Annotated in this window: 14 protein-coding genes and 2 tRNA genes; 2 read left to right on the top strand and 14 right to left on the bottom strand. The window is 45.1% G+C overall.

Going from position 1 to position 15,671, the window contains the following annotated elements:
- Positions 1 to 5: 5 nt before the first annotated feature.
- From rpsO to rlmE, 13 genes are all read right to left on the bottom strand, one after another.
- Positions 6 to 275 carry a 30S ribosomal protein S15 gene (rpsO, locus tag AAC147_RS00440; protein WP_038261508.1) on the bottom strand — a complete coding sequence of 90 codons (270 nt, stop codon included), beginning with the start codon at positions 273 to 275 and terminating at the stop codon, positions 6 to 8.
- A gap of 169 nt (positions 276 to 444) precedes the next feature.
- Positions 445 to 1,389 carry a tRNA pseudouridine(55) synthase TruB gene (gene truB / locus AAC147_RS00435; protein WP_047684428.1) on the bottom strand — a complete coding sequence of 315 codons (945 nt, stop codon included), beginning with the start codon at positions 1,387 to 1,389 and terminating at the stop codon, positions 445 to 447.
- On the bottom strand, positions 1,389 to 1,799 hold the full coding sequence (gene rbfA / locus AAC147_RS00430) for a 30S ribosome-binding factor RbfA (RefSeq protein ID WP_047684425.1): 411 nt from the start codon (positions 1,797 to 1,799) through the stop codon (positions 1,389 to 1,391). The genes truB and rbfA overlap by 1 nt, the downstream gene beginning before the upstream one ends.
- A gap of 107 nt (positions 1,800 to 1,906) precedes the next feature.
- The gene (infB, locus tag AAC147_RS00425) at positions 1,907 to 4,678 is read right to left on the bottom strand and encodes a translation initiation factor IF-2 (RefSeq protein ID WP_047684422.1); all 2,772 of its coding nucleotides are present in this window, start codon (positions 4,676 to 4,678) and stop codon (positions 1,907 to 1,909) included.
- Positions 4,679 to 4,703: 25 nt separating this feature from the next.
- On the bottom strand, positions 4,704 to 6,212 hold the full coding sequence (gene nusA / locus AAC147_RS00420; protein WP_047684420.1) for a transcription termination factor NusA: 1,509 nt from the start codon (positions 6,210 to 6,212) through the stop codon (positions 4,704 to 4,706).
- A gap of 21 nt (positions 6,213 to 6,233) precedes the next feature.
- On the bottom strand, positions 6,234 to 6,686 hold the full coding sequence (gene rimP / locus AAC147_RS00415) for a ribosome maturation factor RimP (RefSeq protein WP_047684417.1): 453 nt from the start codon (positions 6,684 to 6,686) through the stop codon (positions 6,234 to 6,236).
- A 237-nt stretch (positions 6,687 to 6,923) separates the two neighbouring features.
- Positions 6,924 to 7,000, bottom strand: a tRNA-Met gene (locus AAC147_RS00410).
- Between the two features lie 58 nt (positions 7,001 to 7,058).
- Positions 7,059 to 7,148 (bottom strand) — tRNA-Leu (locus tag AAC147_RS00405).
- 114 nt (positions 7,149 to 7,262) lie between these two features.
- Positions 7,263 to 7,610, bottom strand: coding sequence for a preprotein translocase subunit SecG (gene secG, locus AAC147_RS00400; RefSeq protein WP_047684412.1), 348 nt, complete (start codon positions 7,608 to 7,610; stop codon positions 7,263 to 7,265).
- Between the two features lie 197 nt (positions 7,611 to 7,807).
- Complete coding sequence (gene glmM / locus AAC147_RS00395; RefSeq protein WP_047684410.1) at positions 7,808 to 9,139, bottom strand: phosphoglucosamine mutase; 1,332 nt, start codon at positions 9,137 to 9,139, stop codon at positions 7,808 to 7,810.
- 76 nt (positions 9,140 to 9,215) lie between these two features.
- Positions 9,216 to 10,061, bottom strand: a complete 846-nt coding sequence (gene folP / locus AAC147_RS00390; protein WP_047684407.1) for a dihydropteroate synthase — start codon at positions 10,059 to 10,061, stop codon at positions 9,216 to 9,218.
- A gap of 112 nt (positions 10,062 to 10,173) precedes the next feature.
- Positions 10,174 to 12,099: an ATP-dependent zinc metalloprotease FtsH gene (gene ftsH / locus AAC147_RS00385; protein WP_047684404.1), complete on the bottom strand. Its 1,926-nt coding sequence runs from the start codon at positions 12,097 to 12,099 to the stop codon at positions 10,174 to 10,176.
- A gap of 47 nt (positions 12,100 to 12,146) precedes the next feature.
- A complete protein-coding gene (gene rlmE, locus AAC147_RS00380) occupies positions 12,147 to 12,776 on the bottom strand; it encodes a 23S rRNA (uridine(2552)-2'-O)-methyltransferase RlmE (RefSeq protein WP_047684401.1) in 630 nt (209 codons plus the stop codon).
- 133 nt (positions 12,777 to 12,909) lie between these two features.
- Here rlmE and yhbY point away from each other — a divergent pair, with 133 nt between their 5' ends.
- Complete coding sequence (gene yhbY / locus AAC147_RS00375) at positions 12,910 to 13,203, top strand: ribosome assembly RNA-binding protein YhbY (RefSeq protein WP_047684398.1); 294 nt, start codon at positions 12,910 to 12,912, stop codon at positions 13,201 to 13,203.
- A 151-nt stretch (positions 13,204 to 13,354) separates the two neighbouring features.
- On the opposite strand, the gene greA is transcribed toward yhbY, so the two are convergent.
- Positions 13,355 to 13,831, bottom strand: coding sequence for a transcription elongation factor GreA (greA, locus tag AAC147_RS00370; RefSeq protein ID WP_038261474.1), 477 nt, complete (start codon positions 13,829 to 13,831; stop codon positions 13,355 to 13,357).
- A gap of 315 nt (positions 13,832 to 14,146) precedes the next feature.
- Here greA and dacB point away from each other — a divergent pair, with 315 nt between their 5' ends.
- Positions 14,147 to 15,595, top strand: coding sequence for a serine-type D-Ala-D-Ala carboxypeptidase (dacB, locus tag AAC147_RS00365; RefSeq protein WP_047684550.1), 1,449 nt, complete (start codon positions 14,147 to 14,149; stop codon positions 15,593 to 15,595).
- The last annotated feature ends 76 nt before the right edge of the window (positions 15,596 to 15,671 follow it).

Raw genomic sequence — 15,671 nt, 5'->3', positions numbered from 1 at the left:
ATCAATTAGCGACGCAGTCCCAGACGCTCAATCAGCGCGGTGTAACGTGCCAGATCTTTACGCTTCAGGTAGTTCAGTTGATTACGACGCTGTGCAACCATACGCAGCAGACCACGACGGCTGTGGTGATCTTTTTTATGCTCTGCAAAGTGACCTTGCAGATGGTTGATTTGTGCAGTCAGCAGGGCAATCTGAACTTCGCTAGAACCACTGTCGTTAGCGCCACGGCCAAACTCAGCAATAATCTGCGCTTTTGCTTCAGTACTTAGAGACATAGTATAACTCCAAATAATAGATTATGAATGACGAGTGCCGATCTCTAATTCAGCCACTCATATACAGGCGCATTATTCTACGCTGCAAATAGGTGAAGCGCAAGATAACCCCATAAATGCTTACTTTTGATATAATTCAACCATCATTCGGTTTTTACTATCATAAGTTTTAACTAACATTATCTTCCACTACCAAACGACGCGGAGCCACTAAGCCATCATCATCAATCACGGCAATACCGATGAATTTGTTTTCATCTCCTTCGGTAATACGTACCCACTCACCAGATGGTAAACGGTGCTGGCTACGAACAGGCTGTCCCTGCTTAAAATAAGCAGCAACAACAGATGTCAGATGAATTACAGGGAAATGCACAACTGCCGTATCCATCGGTAACAGTAATGGGTCGAGCAATTCTCCTGTTTCAATCTGTTGTCTTTCCGCCTGTTCTTTTAACTCATATAACTGTTCCAATGTCACCATTCTATGATTAGGATAATTGGCAACCTGCAAACGACGCAGATAAATCACATGGGCACCACAACCCAACAACTCTCCTAAATCGTCAATGATAGTACGGATATAAGTCCCTTTGGAACAGTGGATTTCCAGCTCCAGTTCATCACCTTCCCAGCGAATGAACTGCAATTCATAAACAGTAATTGGACGCGCTTCCCGCTCAACTTCAATGCCCTGACGAGCATATTCATACAGCGGTTTTCCCTGATGTTTTAATGCAGAGTACATGGAAGGAACCTGCATGGTATCACCACGGAATGTTTCCAATGCCTCATCAAGCTGAGCCAGAGTCACCTGAACTTCACGTTCACAAATGATTTTTCCATGAGAATCGGAAGTATCAGTGCGCTGTCCTAAACGGGCAATGACTCTATAGCGTTTGTCAGAATCCAGCAAAAACTGAGAAAACTTGGTCGCTTCACCCAGACAAATCGGCAACATTCCAGTTGCCAGCGGATCTAACGCACCTGTATGACCTGCTTTGCTGGCATTAAAGACCCGCCTTACTTTCTGTAAAGCATCATTGGAGGAAATATCCTGCGGCTTGTCCAGCAACAGTACGCCGTGTATCGCACGACCCCGACGACGCCCCATTACTTTTCCTCGTTATGATCCGCAGAAGCACGACGCTGCTCATCATTTTTTACGACATTAGTCACCAAATTTGACATACGCATCCCCTCTATCAAAGAACTGTCGTAAGAAAACGTCAGTTCAGGAATAATACGCAGACGCATCGCTTTGCCCAGTAAAGAACGAATAAATCCAGAGGCTTCATTCAATGCCTTAATACCCTCTTGAACCTTATCTGAATCATGTTCTTCTACTAACACATTAAGAAAAGTCACAAATATTTTGGCATAAGCCAGATCGCGGGAAACCTCAACACCAGAAACAGTGGCCATACCGATACGGGGATCTTTGACTTCACGCTGTAAAATGATGGCAATCTCTTTTTGCATTTCTTGTGCAACGCGCTGAGTACGACTGAATTCTCTTGCCATTGTTTTATCTCCTGACATTTTGGGGGGCATTAAGCCCCCCAAGAATGGATGAATCTATACCCGTCTTTCAAGCTACTACCTGAAATCTATTGGGTAATTGTGGTTTTTTAATCGATGGAGCGTTTAATTTCAACAACTTCGAAGACTTCTATCATATCGCCAACACGGACATCATTGTAGTTCTTCACACCAATACCACATTCCATGCCATTACGAACTTCGTTAACGTCATCCTTAAAGCGACGCAAGGATTCCAGTTCACCTTCGTAGATAACCACGTTATCACGCAGAACACGGATTGGATTATTACGTTTAATGGTACCTTCTGTCACCATACAGCCAGCAATTGCACCAAATTTCGGTGACTTAAAGACATCACGGACCTCTGCCAGCCCCATGATTTGCTGTTTGTATTCTGGAGCCAACATACCGCTCATTGCCTGTTTGATTTCATCAATCAAGCTATAGATAACGGAGTAATAACGCAGATCAACACTTTCGTTTTCAATGATACGACGTGCAGAAGCATCAGCACGGACGTTGAAGCCCAAAATGATTGCGTTGGATGCTGCCGCAAGCGTTGCGTCAGTTTCAGTGATACCACCCACACCGGAACCGATAATTTTCACTTTCACTTCGTCAGTAGACAACTTCATCAGTGAATCACAAATCGCTTCGCACGTACCCTGAACGTCGGTTTTCAGGACGATGTTCAGTTCAGATACTTTACCTTCTTCCATGTTAGCAAACATGTTTTCCAGTTTAGATTTCTGCTGACGAGCCAGTTTCACTTCACGGAATTTGCCTTGACGGTACAATGCCACTTCACGGGCTTTCTTCTCATCTCGTACAACAGTTGCTTCATCACCCGCAGATGGCACGTTGGACAGACCAAGTATTTCCACTGGCATAGATGGGCCGGCAGACATGACTTCCTGACCAAGTTCGTTACGCATCGCACGGATACGGCCATATTCGAAGCCGCACAGAACGATATCACCTTTGTTCAGAGTACCGGACTGCACCAGAATGGTTGCAACAGGACCGCGGCCTTTATCCAGGAAGGATTCAATGACCACACCATTTGCCATACCAGTACGAACCGCATTCAGCTCCAGAACTTCAGCTTGCAGCAAGATAGCTTCCAGCAATTCATCAATACCAATACCTGCTTTAGCAGATACATTGATAAACTGGTTTTCACCGCCCCAATCTTCCGGAATAATGCCGTACTGCGACAGTTCATTCTTCACGCGATCCGGATCAGCTTCTGGTTTATCAATTTTATTAACCGCAACAACTACCGGCACACTAGCTGCTTTGGCGTGCTGGATAGCTTCAATAGTCTGAGGCATCACACCATCATCCGCAGCGACAACCAGAACAACAATGTCGGTTGCTTTAGCACCACGAGCACGCATGGAGGTAAATGCAGCATGGCCTGGAGTATCCAGGAAGGTGATCATGCCTTTTTCAGTTTTCACATGATATGCACCGATATGCTGTGTAATACCGCCCGCTTCACCGGAAGCCACTTTGGTTGAACGGATATAATCCAACAAAGAGGTTTTACCATGGTCAACGTGACCCATGATGGTAACCACAGGCGCACGGGGCTCAGCCTGAGTTTCACCAGTGTCACGATCGCTCATCAGCGCTTCTTCTAGCTCGTTCTCACGACGCAGAATAACTTTGTGCCCCATTTCTTCGGCAACCAGTTGAGCTGTTTCCTGATCGATAACCTGGTTAATGGTCGCCATTGCCCCCATCTTCATCATGGTTTTGATGACCTGGGAGCCTTTAACAGCCATCTTATTAGCCAGTTCAGCAACGGTAATGGTTTCACCAATTACTACATCACGGTTAACGACTGCTACAGGTTTGGTAAAGCTCTGCTGCAAAGCAGAGGTTTTGCGCTGTTTGCCTTTGGTACGGCCGACTGCACGTGCTTCTTCACGATCAGCTTTCGATTCAGAATGTTTATTATTCTTCTTCTGGCGGGAGGATTTGCCGCCACGGCTGCGGGCACGGCGATCGCCTTCAACTTTAGCGTCATTCTCATCTTCCGCATCACGGGCATGACGGGAAGTGGTTACATGATAGTCATTGCTGTCATTAAGATCAGAGTCGTCAGACCATTTATCCTGATTTTCTTCTGCCATGCGGCGAGCTTCTTCTGCTACCCGTCTTGCTTCCGCTTCAACTTTACGACGCATCTCTTCTTCAGCTTTGCGTTTTAAATTTGCTGCTTCAGCTTCACGACGCGCTTTTTCAGTTTGCGCTGCTGGCTCAGTTTGCACTGGTTTCGATTTCTTTTCGGTATGTTGCTTAGTCACTTTTTCTTTTTCCGCTGCCTCACGCTGAGCCTTTTCAGCCTCTTCACGTTTGGCTTTTTCTTCTGCTTCACGTTGAGCTTGCTTTTCTGCTTCGCGTTTTGCCTGTTCTTCCGCGTTACGTTTCGCTTGCTCTTCCGCGAGTTTCTTCGCTTCAGCTTCAAGCCGCGCCTTTTCTTCTGCCTCGCGCCGAGCCTGCTCTTCCGCTTCACGCTTCGCCTGTTCTTCCGCTTTAGCTTGTTCAATCGCGTCACGGTTCACATATGTGCGTTTTTTACGGACTTCAATCGCTACCGATTTACTTTTGCCACCGGTGCCAGGGACGTTCAGTGTACTGCGCGTTTTACGCTGTAGTGTTAATTTACCTGGCTGACCGCCAGTACCGCCTTGTTCGCGGTTCAGGTGGGCCAGCAAAGCTTCTTTTTCTTTCTGGGAAACAGAGTCAGTTGCGGTTTTCTGAATGCCAGCATCAGCGAATTGCTGGATCAGGCGTTCAACCGATGTCTGGATCTCTTCTGCCAGTAATTTTACGGTTACCTCTGTCATTCTGTTCCTTCCTGCTACAGTTTATTTATGCATCATCGCCAAACCAACAGATATTACGGGCTGCCATAATGAGTTCTCCTGCTTTCTCATCATTCAGTCCTTCGATATCAGATAAGTCGTCGATACCCTGCTCGGCAAGATCTTCCAGAGTGCAGATGCCACGGGCAGCCAGGTTAAACGCCAAAGTACGCTCCATGCCAGGCAGATCCAGTAAATCTTTGGCTGGTTGCTGATCACCAAGACTCTCTTTCTGAGCCAGTTCCAGCGTCGTCAAGGCCGCTTTTGCACGTTCACGGAGAACTTCAACGGTTTCCTCATCAAGGCCTTCCACTGCCAGAAGTTCATTGATTGGCACATAAGCCAACTCTTCCAGTGTGGAGAAACCTTCTTCGACCAATACAGTGGCGAAATCTTCATCAATGTCGAGGTGCTTAGTAAATGTATCAATAGAAGCATGAGCTTCTGCCTGATGTTTCGCTTGCAGCTCTTCCGCAGTCATGACATTCAATTCCCACTTGTCATCACCACGATGTTTTTTCAGCAATTGTGCCGCCAGACGGACGTTTTGTCCATTACGACCAATCGCCTGAGCAAGATTGCTGTTTTCCACGGCAACATCCATCGTACAGTTATCTTCATCAACAACGATAGATGCAACATCCGCCGGAGCCATTGCATTAATAACAAATTGCGCAGGATTGTCATCCCACAATACGATATCAATTCGTTCGCCACCCAACTCACTGGAAACGGCCTGTACCCTTGCACCACGCATACCTACGCAAGCACCGACCGGATCGATACGCTTGTCATTAGTTTTCACCGCGATTTTGGCTCGGGAACCCGGATCACGGGCAGCAGCTTTGATTTCAATAATTTCTTCACCAATTTCCGGTACTTCGATGCGGAACAATTCAACCAGCATCTCTGGACGAGAACGGCTAATGAAAAGCTGTGCGCCACGTGCCTCTGGACGCACATCATACAAGACACCACGCACGCGGTCACCCGGACGGAAGTTTTCACGTGGCAGCATGTCTTCACGCAAAATAACCGCTTCAGCATTATTACCCAAATCAAGCGTAATATTATCACGATTTACTTTTTTGACCTGACCAGTCACGATCTCACCCTGCTGTTCGCGGAACTGATCGACAACCATTGCACGTTCAGCCTCACGTACTTTCTGCACGATAACCTGTTTTGCAGTCTGAGTTGTAATACGGTCAAAAGTTACTGATTCAATTTGATCTTCAATATAACCACCCAGTTCAATTTCTGGGTCTTCAAATTTTGCAGCTTCCAATGTGATTTCACGCGTCGGCAGAGTGACTTCTTCAACAGCTAACCAACGGCGGAAGGTATCAAAATCACCGGATTTACGATCGATGCAAACACGGACATCGATTTCCTGCTCATATTTTTTCTTGGTGGCTGTCGCCAATGCAATCTCTAATGCTTCGAAGATTTTTTCACGAGGGAGAGATTTTTCATTAGAAACCGCTTCCACAACAGCCAGAATTTCTTTATTCATCCTAGTTGCCTCATCTGAACTTTAAAAGTGGGGTACCAGATTCGCTTTCTGGATGTTGCTCAGTGCGAACACTTCGTCTTTTCCATCCACCGTAACCGTAATCATTTCACCATCAACAGCTTTGATAATTCCTCGCCATTTACGACGGTTTTGCATTGCCATGCGTAACATCAAGCTGACTTCTTCCCCCATGAAACTCTGGTAGTGTTCAGCCTTAAACAGTGGACGATCTAGCCCCGGTGAAGATATTTCCAGGTTATAAAGCCCTGAGATCGGATCTTCGACATCGAGTACTGCACTGACCTGATGGCTAACATCAGCACAATCATCAACAGTGATACCCTCCTCACTATCGATATAGACCCGCAGTGTCGATACACGTGCGCGAATAAACTCCAGGCCCACTAATTCAAAACCTAAAGCTTCAACTGGTGCTGAAATCATCGCTGTTAATTTTTGCTCTAATGTGGACAAGCCCACCCCCAAGACATAAAAAAAGGGCTATATTAGCCCAGTAGTTCTGCTGTCAAATAACAAAAAACCCCGAAAACCGGGGCTTTATGCAACTGGACCCTATTTACTGCCAGTGGTCTCAACCAACTTCTTTTATACCTCTCAAAGCTATACCTCTGGAAGCAACCTGTCAAATCAGGATTGATACCCTAGGCTGCTAAATCATAACTATTTGAAAGGGTATATGTTGTTAAGAAGTGGTTGCGGGAGCCGGATTTGAACCGACGACCTTCGGGTTATGAGCCCGACGAGCTACCATGCTGCTCCATCCCGCGTTCGAAAACGTGGCAAATCTTACGCTGATAACACTAAAAACGCAAGTTTCTAGATTAATGGTGCCGAGGACGGGACTTGAACCCGTACGCCCGTTGTTTAGGCACTACCACCTCAAGGTAGCGTGTATACCAATTTCACCACCTCGGCACTGATTGTAGAACTGTTATCTTAATCTGTTAAGATACCAACTGTTTAAATTAACAACCCTACTTCAATTCTTTTTCTGACTATTTCTTTTTACCGAAAACTTTCTATCAAGAGTTACTGTGGGATATCACTATTCGGTTTAGTCGGCTTTGCTGGCACTACTGGAACTTCTGTTTGTTTCTCAACTTGTGCAGGTTCAGCAATATTTTCCCACTTACCGCTTGAACCAGTTCTGTTACTGGTCATATTACCCAGAACCAAACTAATAACAAAAAACAGTGTTGCAAAAACTGCTGTCATACGGGTCATAAAATTCGCAGAACCCGATGAACCAAATATTGTTGCAGACGCACCCGCACCAAAGGAAGCACCCATATCAGCACCTTTCCCCTGCTGCAGCAGAACCAGAGCGATGAGCCCGATACCGACCAGCAAGAATATACCTAAAAGAGCTTCATACATATGTTGTACCCGTTTCCTCGTGGGATTTGCCATAACTTTGGTAACGTCATAACTCTGGTAACGTTATACTGCATCACCCGCTCAAAATTAAAAAAATTAACTTATTGAGCGGGTGTGAATACTAACCAAAGCGTTTCAGACAAGCAAGGTTAATTTCAAATACTGATGCTGATCGAAGAAAAAAACAGCAAATCAGGCTATTTTTTCACAACATCTGCGATACGATGTGCCAGTGTCGTAACCTGTTCCTCATCTTCACCTTCTACCATCACACGGATTAGTGGCTCCGTGCCCGATTTGCGTAACAGTACCCGACCACGACCATCTAACTCAGCTTCAACTTCTTTAACAACTTCGAGTACTCGTTCTGATTGCAAAGGATCGTTATCACCACTAAAACGAACATTGACCAGCACTTGGGGCAACAATTTCATGCCACTACATAGATCATGCAGACTCATATTGTTGCGCACCATAGCACTCAATACCTGCAAACCAGCAACGATACCATCACCTGTTGTGGTTTTATCCAGTAATATGACATGGCCTGAATTTTCTGCGCCTAAACGCCAGCCTTTTTCTTGCAACGTCTCCAGTACATAGCGGTCACCGACTTTGGCACGTTCAAATGGAATACCAAGCTGTTTCAACGCCAACTCCAATCCCATATTGCTCATCAACGTTCCCACTGCTCCACCGCGCAGTTGCCCTTGTCGCAATGCTTCACGTGCGATGATGTAAAGTATCTGGTCTCCATCCACTTTCTGACCTAAATGATCAACCATGATTATCCGATCACCATCGCCATCAAATGCCAAACCGACATTTGCCTGCTCTTCCAAAACCCGTTTCTGTAATAGCCGGACATCTGTCGCACCGCATTCTTCATTGATATTGATGCCATTGGGCTCACAACCAATGGTTATCACATCGGCGCCCAACTCTCTGAGAACATTCGGTGCGATATGGTAGGTAGCACCATTAGCACAATCCAATACAATTTTTAATCCATTTAGACTTTGTTCACTAGGGAATGTGCCTTTACAGAATTCGATATAACGGCCTGCCGCATCAACGATACGATTAGCACGCCCTAATTCAGCGGATTCTACGCAAGTCAGCGGCTTCTCCATTTCGGCTTCAATGGCTTCTTCCACATCATCAGGAAGTTTAGTGCCATCAATGGAAAAGAATTTAATACCGTTGTCGTAGTAAGGATTATGGGAAGCAGAAATAACGATTCCCGCTTCAGCGCGGAAAGTACGAGTCAGGTATGCTACGGCTGGCGTCGGCATCGGGCCAGTAAACGATGCTGATAGTCCCGCGGCTGCCAATCCCGCTTCCAAAGCAGATTCCAACATGTAGCCGGAAATGCGGGTATCTTTACCAATAATAATTTTGCGAGAACCATGACGCGCCAGTACCTTACCCGCGGCCCAACCAAGTTTTAAAACAAAATCAGGGGTAATCGGACTATTACCGACTTTGCCACGGATTCCATCAGTACCAAAATATTTACGGCTACTCATAAATTTCTTTCTTCCTTTGCTGAACGTATTCTTTGTTCACAATCTGTGTCTTGCTGATAATTTTTCCGGGAGGTCTCTACTGACGAACAATCGTCTTCTCTGACAAGGTTGCCTGAACAATCTGCATTGCCTGCACCGTTTCTTTTACATCATGCACGCGAATAATATGAGCTCCCTGCATAGCCGCAATGACAGCACAAGCAACACTTCCCGTTACTCTCTCCTGTGGTGGAACATGAAGTAACTGACCAATCATAGACTTACGTGACATACCAGCCAGAATCGGCAAGCCAAGATGGTGGAGCTCTTTCAAATGAGCCAATAGTTGATAATTATGTGATAAATTCTTACCAAAACCGAATCCCGGATCTATCATCAGCTTGTTTCTTTTAATGCCTGCCGCAACACAGCGTTCAATCTGCTCTTCTAGGTACGTTTTGACTTCTGCCACAACATCTTCGTAGTGGGGCTCTACCTGCATTGTTCGGGGTTGTCCCTGCATGTGCATTAAACAAACTGGTAACTCTGCTTTTACGGCCACCTCTAGTGCACCCGGCTCCTGCAATGAACGGATGTCATTAATGATATGAGCCCCTGCTTTGGCAGTTTCCTGCATTACGATAGCTTTTGACGTATCAACAGAGATCCACACCTTAAAACGCTGTGCCAAGGATTCTATTACAGGTACAACGCGATCTAGTTCTTCCTGTTCACTGACATCATCAGCACCGGGACGCGTCGATTCGCCACCAACATCAATAATAGTGGCTCCTTCTTCAATCATTCTGGCAGCATGTTGTAGTGCCGCATTAAGGGTACTGTGAGTACCACCATCTGAAAAGGAATCAGGGGTAACATTCAGAATTCCCATGACTTGCGGATGGGAAAAGTCAAGAATGCTGCCTCTGGAAGTCAGTTTCATCGCTAGGGGGCCTTAATGTTAAAAACCCCAGGACAAACCTAGGGTTTAGTAAGTACGGTCTGTCAAAACCAGAGGCAACCTTCTATCAATGATCGCCCTTGGTTTGAATAGATTATGCAGTTGGATTACCATCCGCAGGTTTCGTGGCTTGCTGCTGAGACGATGTATTCTGACGATTATTACTGCTATTACCGCCATTATCGTTATCGCCTTCCCAACCCGCCGGTGGACGGACTGTAGTACGGTTCATCAGGTCATCAATCTGAGGCGCATCAATGGTTTCGTACTTCATCAAAGCATCTTTCATTGAATGCAAGATATCCAGATTATCCATCAGAATCTGACGTGCACGCTGATAGTTACGATCAATGATAACTTTCACTTCTTGATCAATTAAACGTGCAGTATCTTCCGACATGTGTTTTGCCTTAGCCACAGAACGGCCAAGGAAAACTTCGCCTTCTTCTTCCGCATACAACAGTGGACCTAGTTTTTCCGAGAAGCCCCATTGTGTCACCATGTTACGGGCAATAGATGTCGCCACTTTAATGTCATTGGAAGCACCCGTAGAAACATTATCTGGACCGTAGATGATCTCTTCTGCAAGACGGCCGCCGTATAAAGTAGAAATCTGACTTTCTAATTTCTGACGGCTGGCACTGATTTGATCACCTTCTGGCAAGAAGAAAGTTACACCCAATGCGCGACCACGGGGAATGATTGTCACTTTATGGACAGGATCATGTTCAGGAACCAGACGGCCAATGATGGCATGTCCTGCTTCGTGGTAAGCGGTGGCTTCTTTCTGCTCTTCTGTCATGACCATTGAACGGCGCTCTGCACCCATCATGATCTTATCTTTTGCCTTCTCAAATTCCACCATAGAGACGACGCGTCTGTTGCCGCGAGCGGCAAACAAAGCTGCTTCGTTCACTAGGTTTGCCAAATCCGCACCAGAGAAACCAGGTGTACCACGGGCAATAATGGAAGCATCAATGTCAGTATTCAATGGAATACGGCGCATATGAACTTTTAGAATCTGTTCACGACCGCGAACATCTGGCAGACCAACGACAACCTGACGGTCGAAACGGCCCGGACGCAACAGAGCAGGGTCCAGAACATCAGGACGGTTAGTTGCAGCGATAACGATAATGCCTTCGTTACCTTCAAAGCCATCCATTTCAACCAGCATCTGGTTCAACGTCTGTTCACGTTCATCGTGTCCACCACCTAAACCAGCGCCACGTTGGCGCCCTACGGCATCAATTTCGTCGATAAAGATAATACAAGGAGCGGCTTTCTTCGCTTGTTCAAACATGTCACGAACACGAGAAGCACCAACACCAACAAACATTTCAACAAAGTCAGAACCAGAAATGGTGAAGAATGGTACTTTAGCCTCACCTGCAATTGCTTTCGCCAGTAAAGTCTTACCTGTACCCGGAGGCCCTACCATCAGGATACCTTTCGGGATCTTACCACCTAGTTTCTGGAAACGGCCGGGTTCACGCAGGTATTCAACCAATTCACCTACTTCTTCTTTTGCTTCATCACAACCAGCAACATCAGCAAACGTGGTTTTGATCTGATCTTCCGTTAACATACGGGCTTTGCTTTTACCGAAAGACATCGCTCCTTTACCACCGCCACCTTGCATTTGGCGCATAAAGAAGATCCAAACGCCAATCAGCAGTAGCATTGGGAACCATGAAATAAAGAGAGTCGCTAACAGGCCCTGTTGCTCTGGTGGTTCACCAACAACTTTTACCTGTTTGTTGAGCAGCGTATCCAGCAGCTTCTCATCCTGAACTGGCATATACGTGCTATATTTTCCACCGTTGTCTTTCTTAGTGAAATCAATGTCACGACCCGAAATACGTACTTCACTGATTTGATTATGTGATAACTCACTGATGAAGTTCGAGTAATCCACCCTACGACCACTGGAATCGCCGGGACCAAAACTCTGGAACAATAACATCAAGACAACTGCGATGACTAACCAGAGAATCAGGTTTTTCGCCATGTCACTCAAGGGATTAACCTCATATTACAACTGTGTTAACAAATAGCAGCAGGGTACTACACTTTCCGCCCTGTCGCTACAATGTATACTTCACGTGATCGTGCCCGCGAAGCGTCTGGTTTACGAATTTTGACTTTCGTAAAAAGGGAGCGTATTTCCCTCAGGTACTCATCAAAGCCCTCTCCCTGAAACACTTTGACGATAAAACTACCCCCAGGGGCCAGCACATCACGACACATATCCAACGCTAACTCAACCAGATACATGGATCGAGGAATATCGACCGCGGGGGTTCCACTCATATTGGGAGCCATATCCGACATGACGACCTGGACTTTATTATCACCAACTCTCTCAAACAATGTTTTCAATACAACCTCATCACGGAAGTCCCCCTGTAGGAAATCAACTCCGACAATGGGATCCATCGGCAAAAGATCACAGGCAATTACCCGACCACGATCACCAATCTGACTGACTACGTACTGAGACCACCCACCTGGGGCAGCGCCTAAATCAACAACGGTCATGCCCAGTTTAAAGATTTTGTCGCTTTGCTGTATCTCATCAAGTTTAAACCAAGCGCGGGAGCGAAGCCCTTTTTTCTGCGCCTGAAGAACATATTTATCACTAAAATGTTCCTGTAACCAGCGACTTGAGCTTGCTGAGCGTTTTTTATTGGCCATTGTTCTTTCCAACTATACTAATAAAGAGCCCTATTTTTGCATTCTCTTATCAAACCACACCACACACTTATGGTGATAGATAGGAGATGGCGGTAGAATATGTCGTTTTCAATCCCAACTAAGCAAAAAAACGATGACTCTTAACAAGAAACAAGTGCAATACCTGAAAAGTCTCGCTCATTCATTAAAGCCTGTTGTTATGATCGGTAACAACGGACTGACTGAAGGCGTATTGGCCGAAATCGAACAAACCCTTTCGCATCACGAGCTTATCAAAGTCAAGGTTGCAGGCGAAGACCGTGAAATCAAAACTTTGATCGCGGAAGCTATTGTTCGTGAAACTGGCGCATATAATGTGCAAATTATTGGAAAAATGCTAGTTCTCTACCGCCCATCGAAAGAACGCAAGATTAGTTTACCGAAATAATCTCAACATATTTATACAAAAGTGCCATTCTACCATGATAAAAAAGGCCAAATCAGGCCTTTTTATTTCCATCATCAATATATAATCGCTGTTTTCTACGCCCCTCCCCGCTCTACAAGCGGGAAGGTTAATTCAACCTTTAAATTGAATATCAAATATACTCAACGTTCAGAACTTCATATTCCACTTTGCCGCCCGGAGTATCAATCACAGCAACATCATCCACTTCTTTTCCAATTAAACCACGGGCAATAGGCGAGTTAACCGACAGCAGGTTTTCTTTGATATTCGCTTCATCGTCCCCCACAATGCGGTAAGTCTGTTCTTCATCAGAATCAACGTTTAACACCGTTACCGTTGCACCAAAAATGACACGGCCATTGTTGGTCATCTTAGTGATATCGATCACTTGTGCATTAGAAAGTTTAGCTTCAATTTCTTGAATACGGCCTTCACAGAATCCCTGTTGCTCACGAGCAGCGTGATATTCAGCATTTTCTTTCAAGTCACCGTGCTCACGCGCCTCAGCGATTGCAGTAATAATTTGAGGGCGACGTACATTTTTCAAATATTCTAATTCTTCGCGCAATTTATCTGCGCCACGTACCGTCATCGGAATTTGTTTCATTTATCAAACCTCTAAATCAATCCTAAGCCCAGACAACATCTTCCTGATTTTTGCAATAGCATCACTTCTCTTGCAATAACAATATCTTGCAATAGATTACAACACAATGAGCACACCCTATCAGGCGGGCTTCCAGACAATAAAAAGAGTATAAACTACAGAATACTCTGATAGTTCACATACATATTTAAACTGCTAATCTATCATTTTAACGTAGAGTTGATGATGGATCATCGTTTACTTTTTCCTGAATTGCATCTTAGTATTATTGATACAAATATTATCGGAATACATCCACATTTATATGCGAGATCTATGGCTCTTTTAAAGATTATCAGCAGAATAGCTTGTGTGCTCAGTTTGAGCCTGAGTATTTTCAGTGCAAATGCATCTTCAATTGAAGAAAATATTCAATATTTGCCAGCGGGAACTAATTTTTCATTTATCGCCCAGAAAGCCGGCGAAAAAACACCTCTCATTGATTATCATGGACAGCAATTGGCATTACCTGCCAGTACTCAGAAAATTGTGACAGCATTAGCTGCCTTATTGCAGCTTGGCAAAGATTTCCGTTTTGTGACTACATTAGAAAGTGACGCTCATGTTGAAGATGGCAGATTAAAAGGCAATCTTATCGCCCGTTTCGTTGGTGATCCATCGCTAACACGCACACAACTGCGTAATATGGTAGAAAAGTTAAAACAATCTGGTGTACAGCAGATCGAGGGTGATCTCATCATGGATATTTCCATTTTTTCCAGCCACGATAAAGCCCCCGGTTGGGTATGGAATGATATGACACAATGTTTTAGTGCCCCTCCTGCTGCCGCTATTGTGGATAAAAACTGTTTTTCAGTCTTACTCTACAGCGCTGAACAAGCTGATGCATTAGCCACTGTCCATGTTCCTTCGTATTATCCTGTCAATATATTCAGTGAAGTAAAAACACTTGCGAAAGGTTCTCCAGAAGCAAAGTATTGTGAACTTGATGTGACAACAGGAGAATTAAACCGATATACGCTGACTGGCTGTCTGACACAACGTAGTGAACCCTTACCACTGGCATTTGCTATCCAGAATGGAGCAAGCTATGTGGGTGCTATTCTGAAAAATGAACTACATCTTGCTGGAATTGAGTTAAAAGGCCATCTACGACGCCAATCGCTTCCTGAACAACCGGAAAAGATCCTCGCATTGAATCAATCAATACCTTTACATGATCTGCTTAGAATCATGCTAAAAAAGTCAGATAATATGATAGCTGATACCGTTTTTCGCACCCTGGGACATTATTACTTTAACGTTCCCGGCACCTGGCGCTCCGGCTCTGATGCTGTTCGTCAGATCTTAAAACAAAAAGCAGGTATTGATCTTGGTAATACCGTCTTAGTTGATGGTTCCGGACTCTCACGTCATGACCTTATCACTCCTTCAACCATGATGGAGATTTTACAATTCATTGCCCAACACAATAACGAACTGGATTTTATCTCCATGCTGCCGCAAGCCGGTTATGATGGCACACTAGCCTATCGCCCCGGCCTGCATGAAGCTGGCGTTAATGGTAAAGTTTTTGCGAAAACAGGATCTTTGCAAGGTGTATATAATCTTGCTGGCTTTATGAAAGCTGCCAGCGGACAACAGATCGCTTTTGTTCAATTTATTTCGTCTTACTCCGTCTCTCCTGAAGATCAGCGTCAGCGCCGTGTTCCTCTGACTCGTTTTGAAAGCCATTTATATAAATCACTATACAAAAACAATTGACGAAAATGCCTTCTGAGAGAATAAGAAAAAAAGGGCGCTTCAAATACGCCCTTTTCCGTCATTTAGATATCTGGTG

This window comes from Xenorhabdus sp. NBAII XenSa04, from assembly GCF_963866145.1.
GTDB classification, from domain to species: domain Bacteria; phylum Pseudomonadota; class Gammaproteobacteria; order Enterobacterales; family Enterobacteriaceae; genus Xenorhabdus; species Xenorhabdus indica.
The sequence above is the reverse complement of the archived record's forward strand: the minus strand, read 5'-3'. Positions and strand labels throughout refer to the sequence as shown.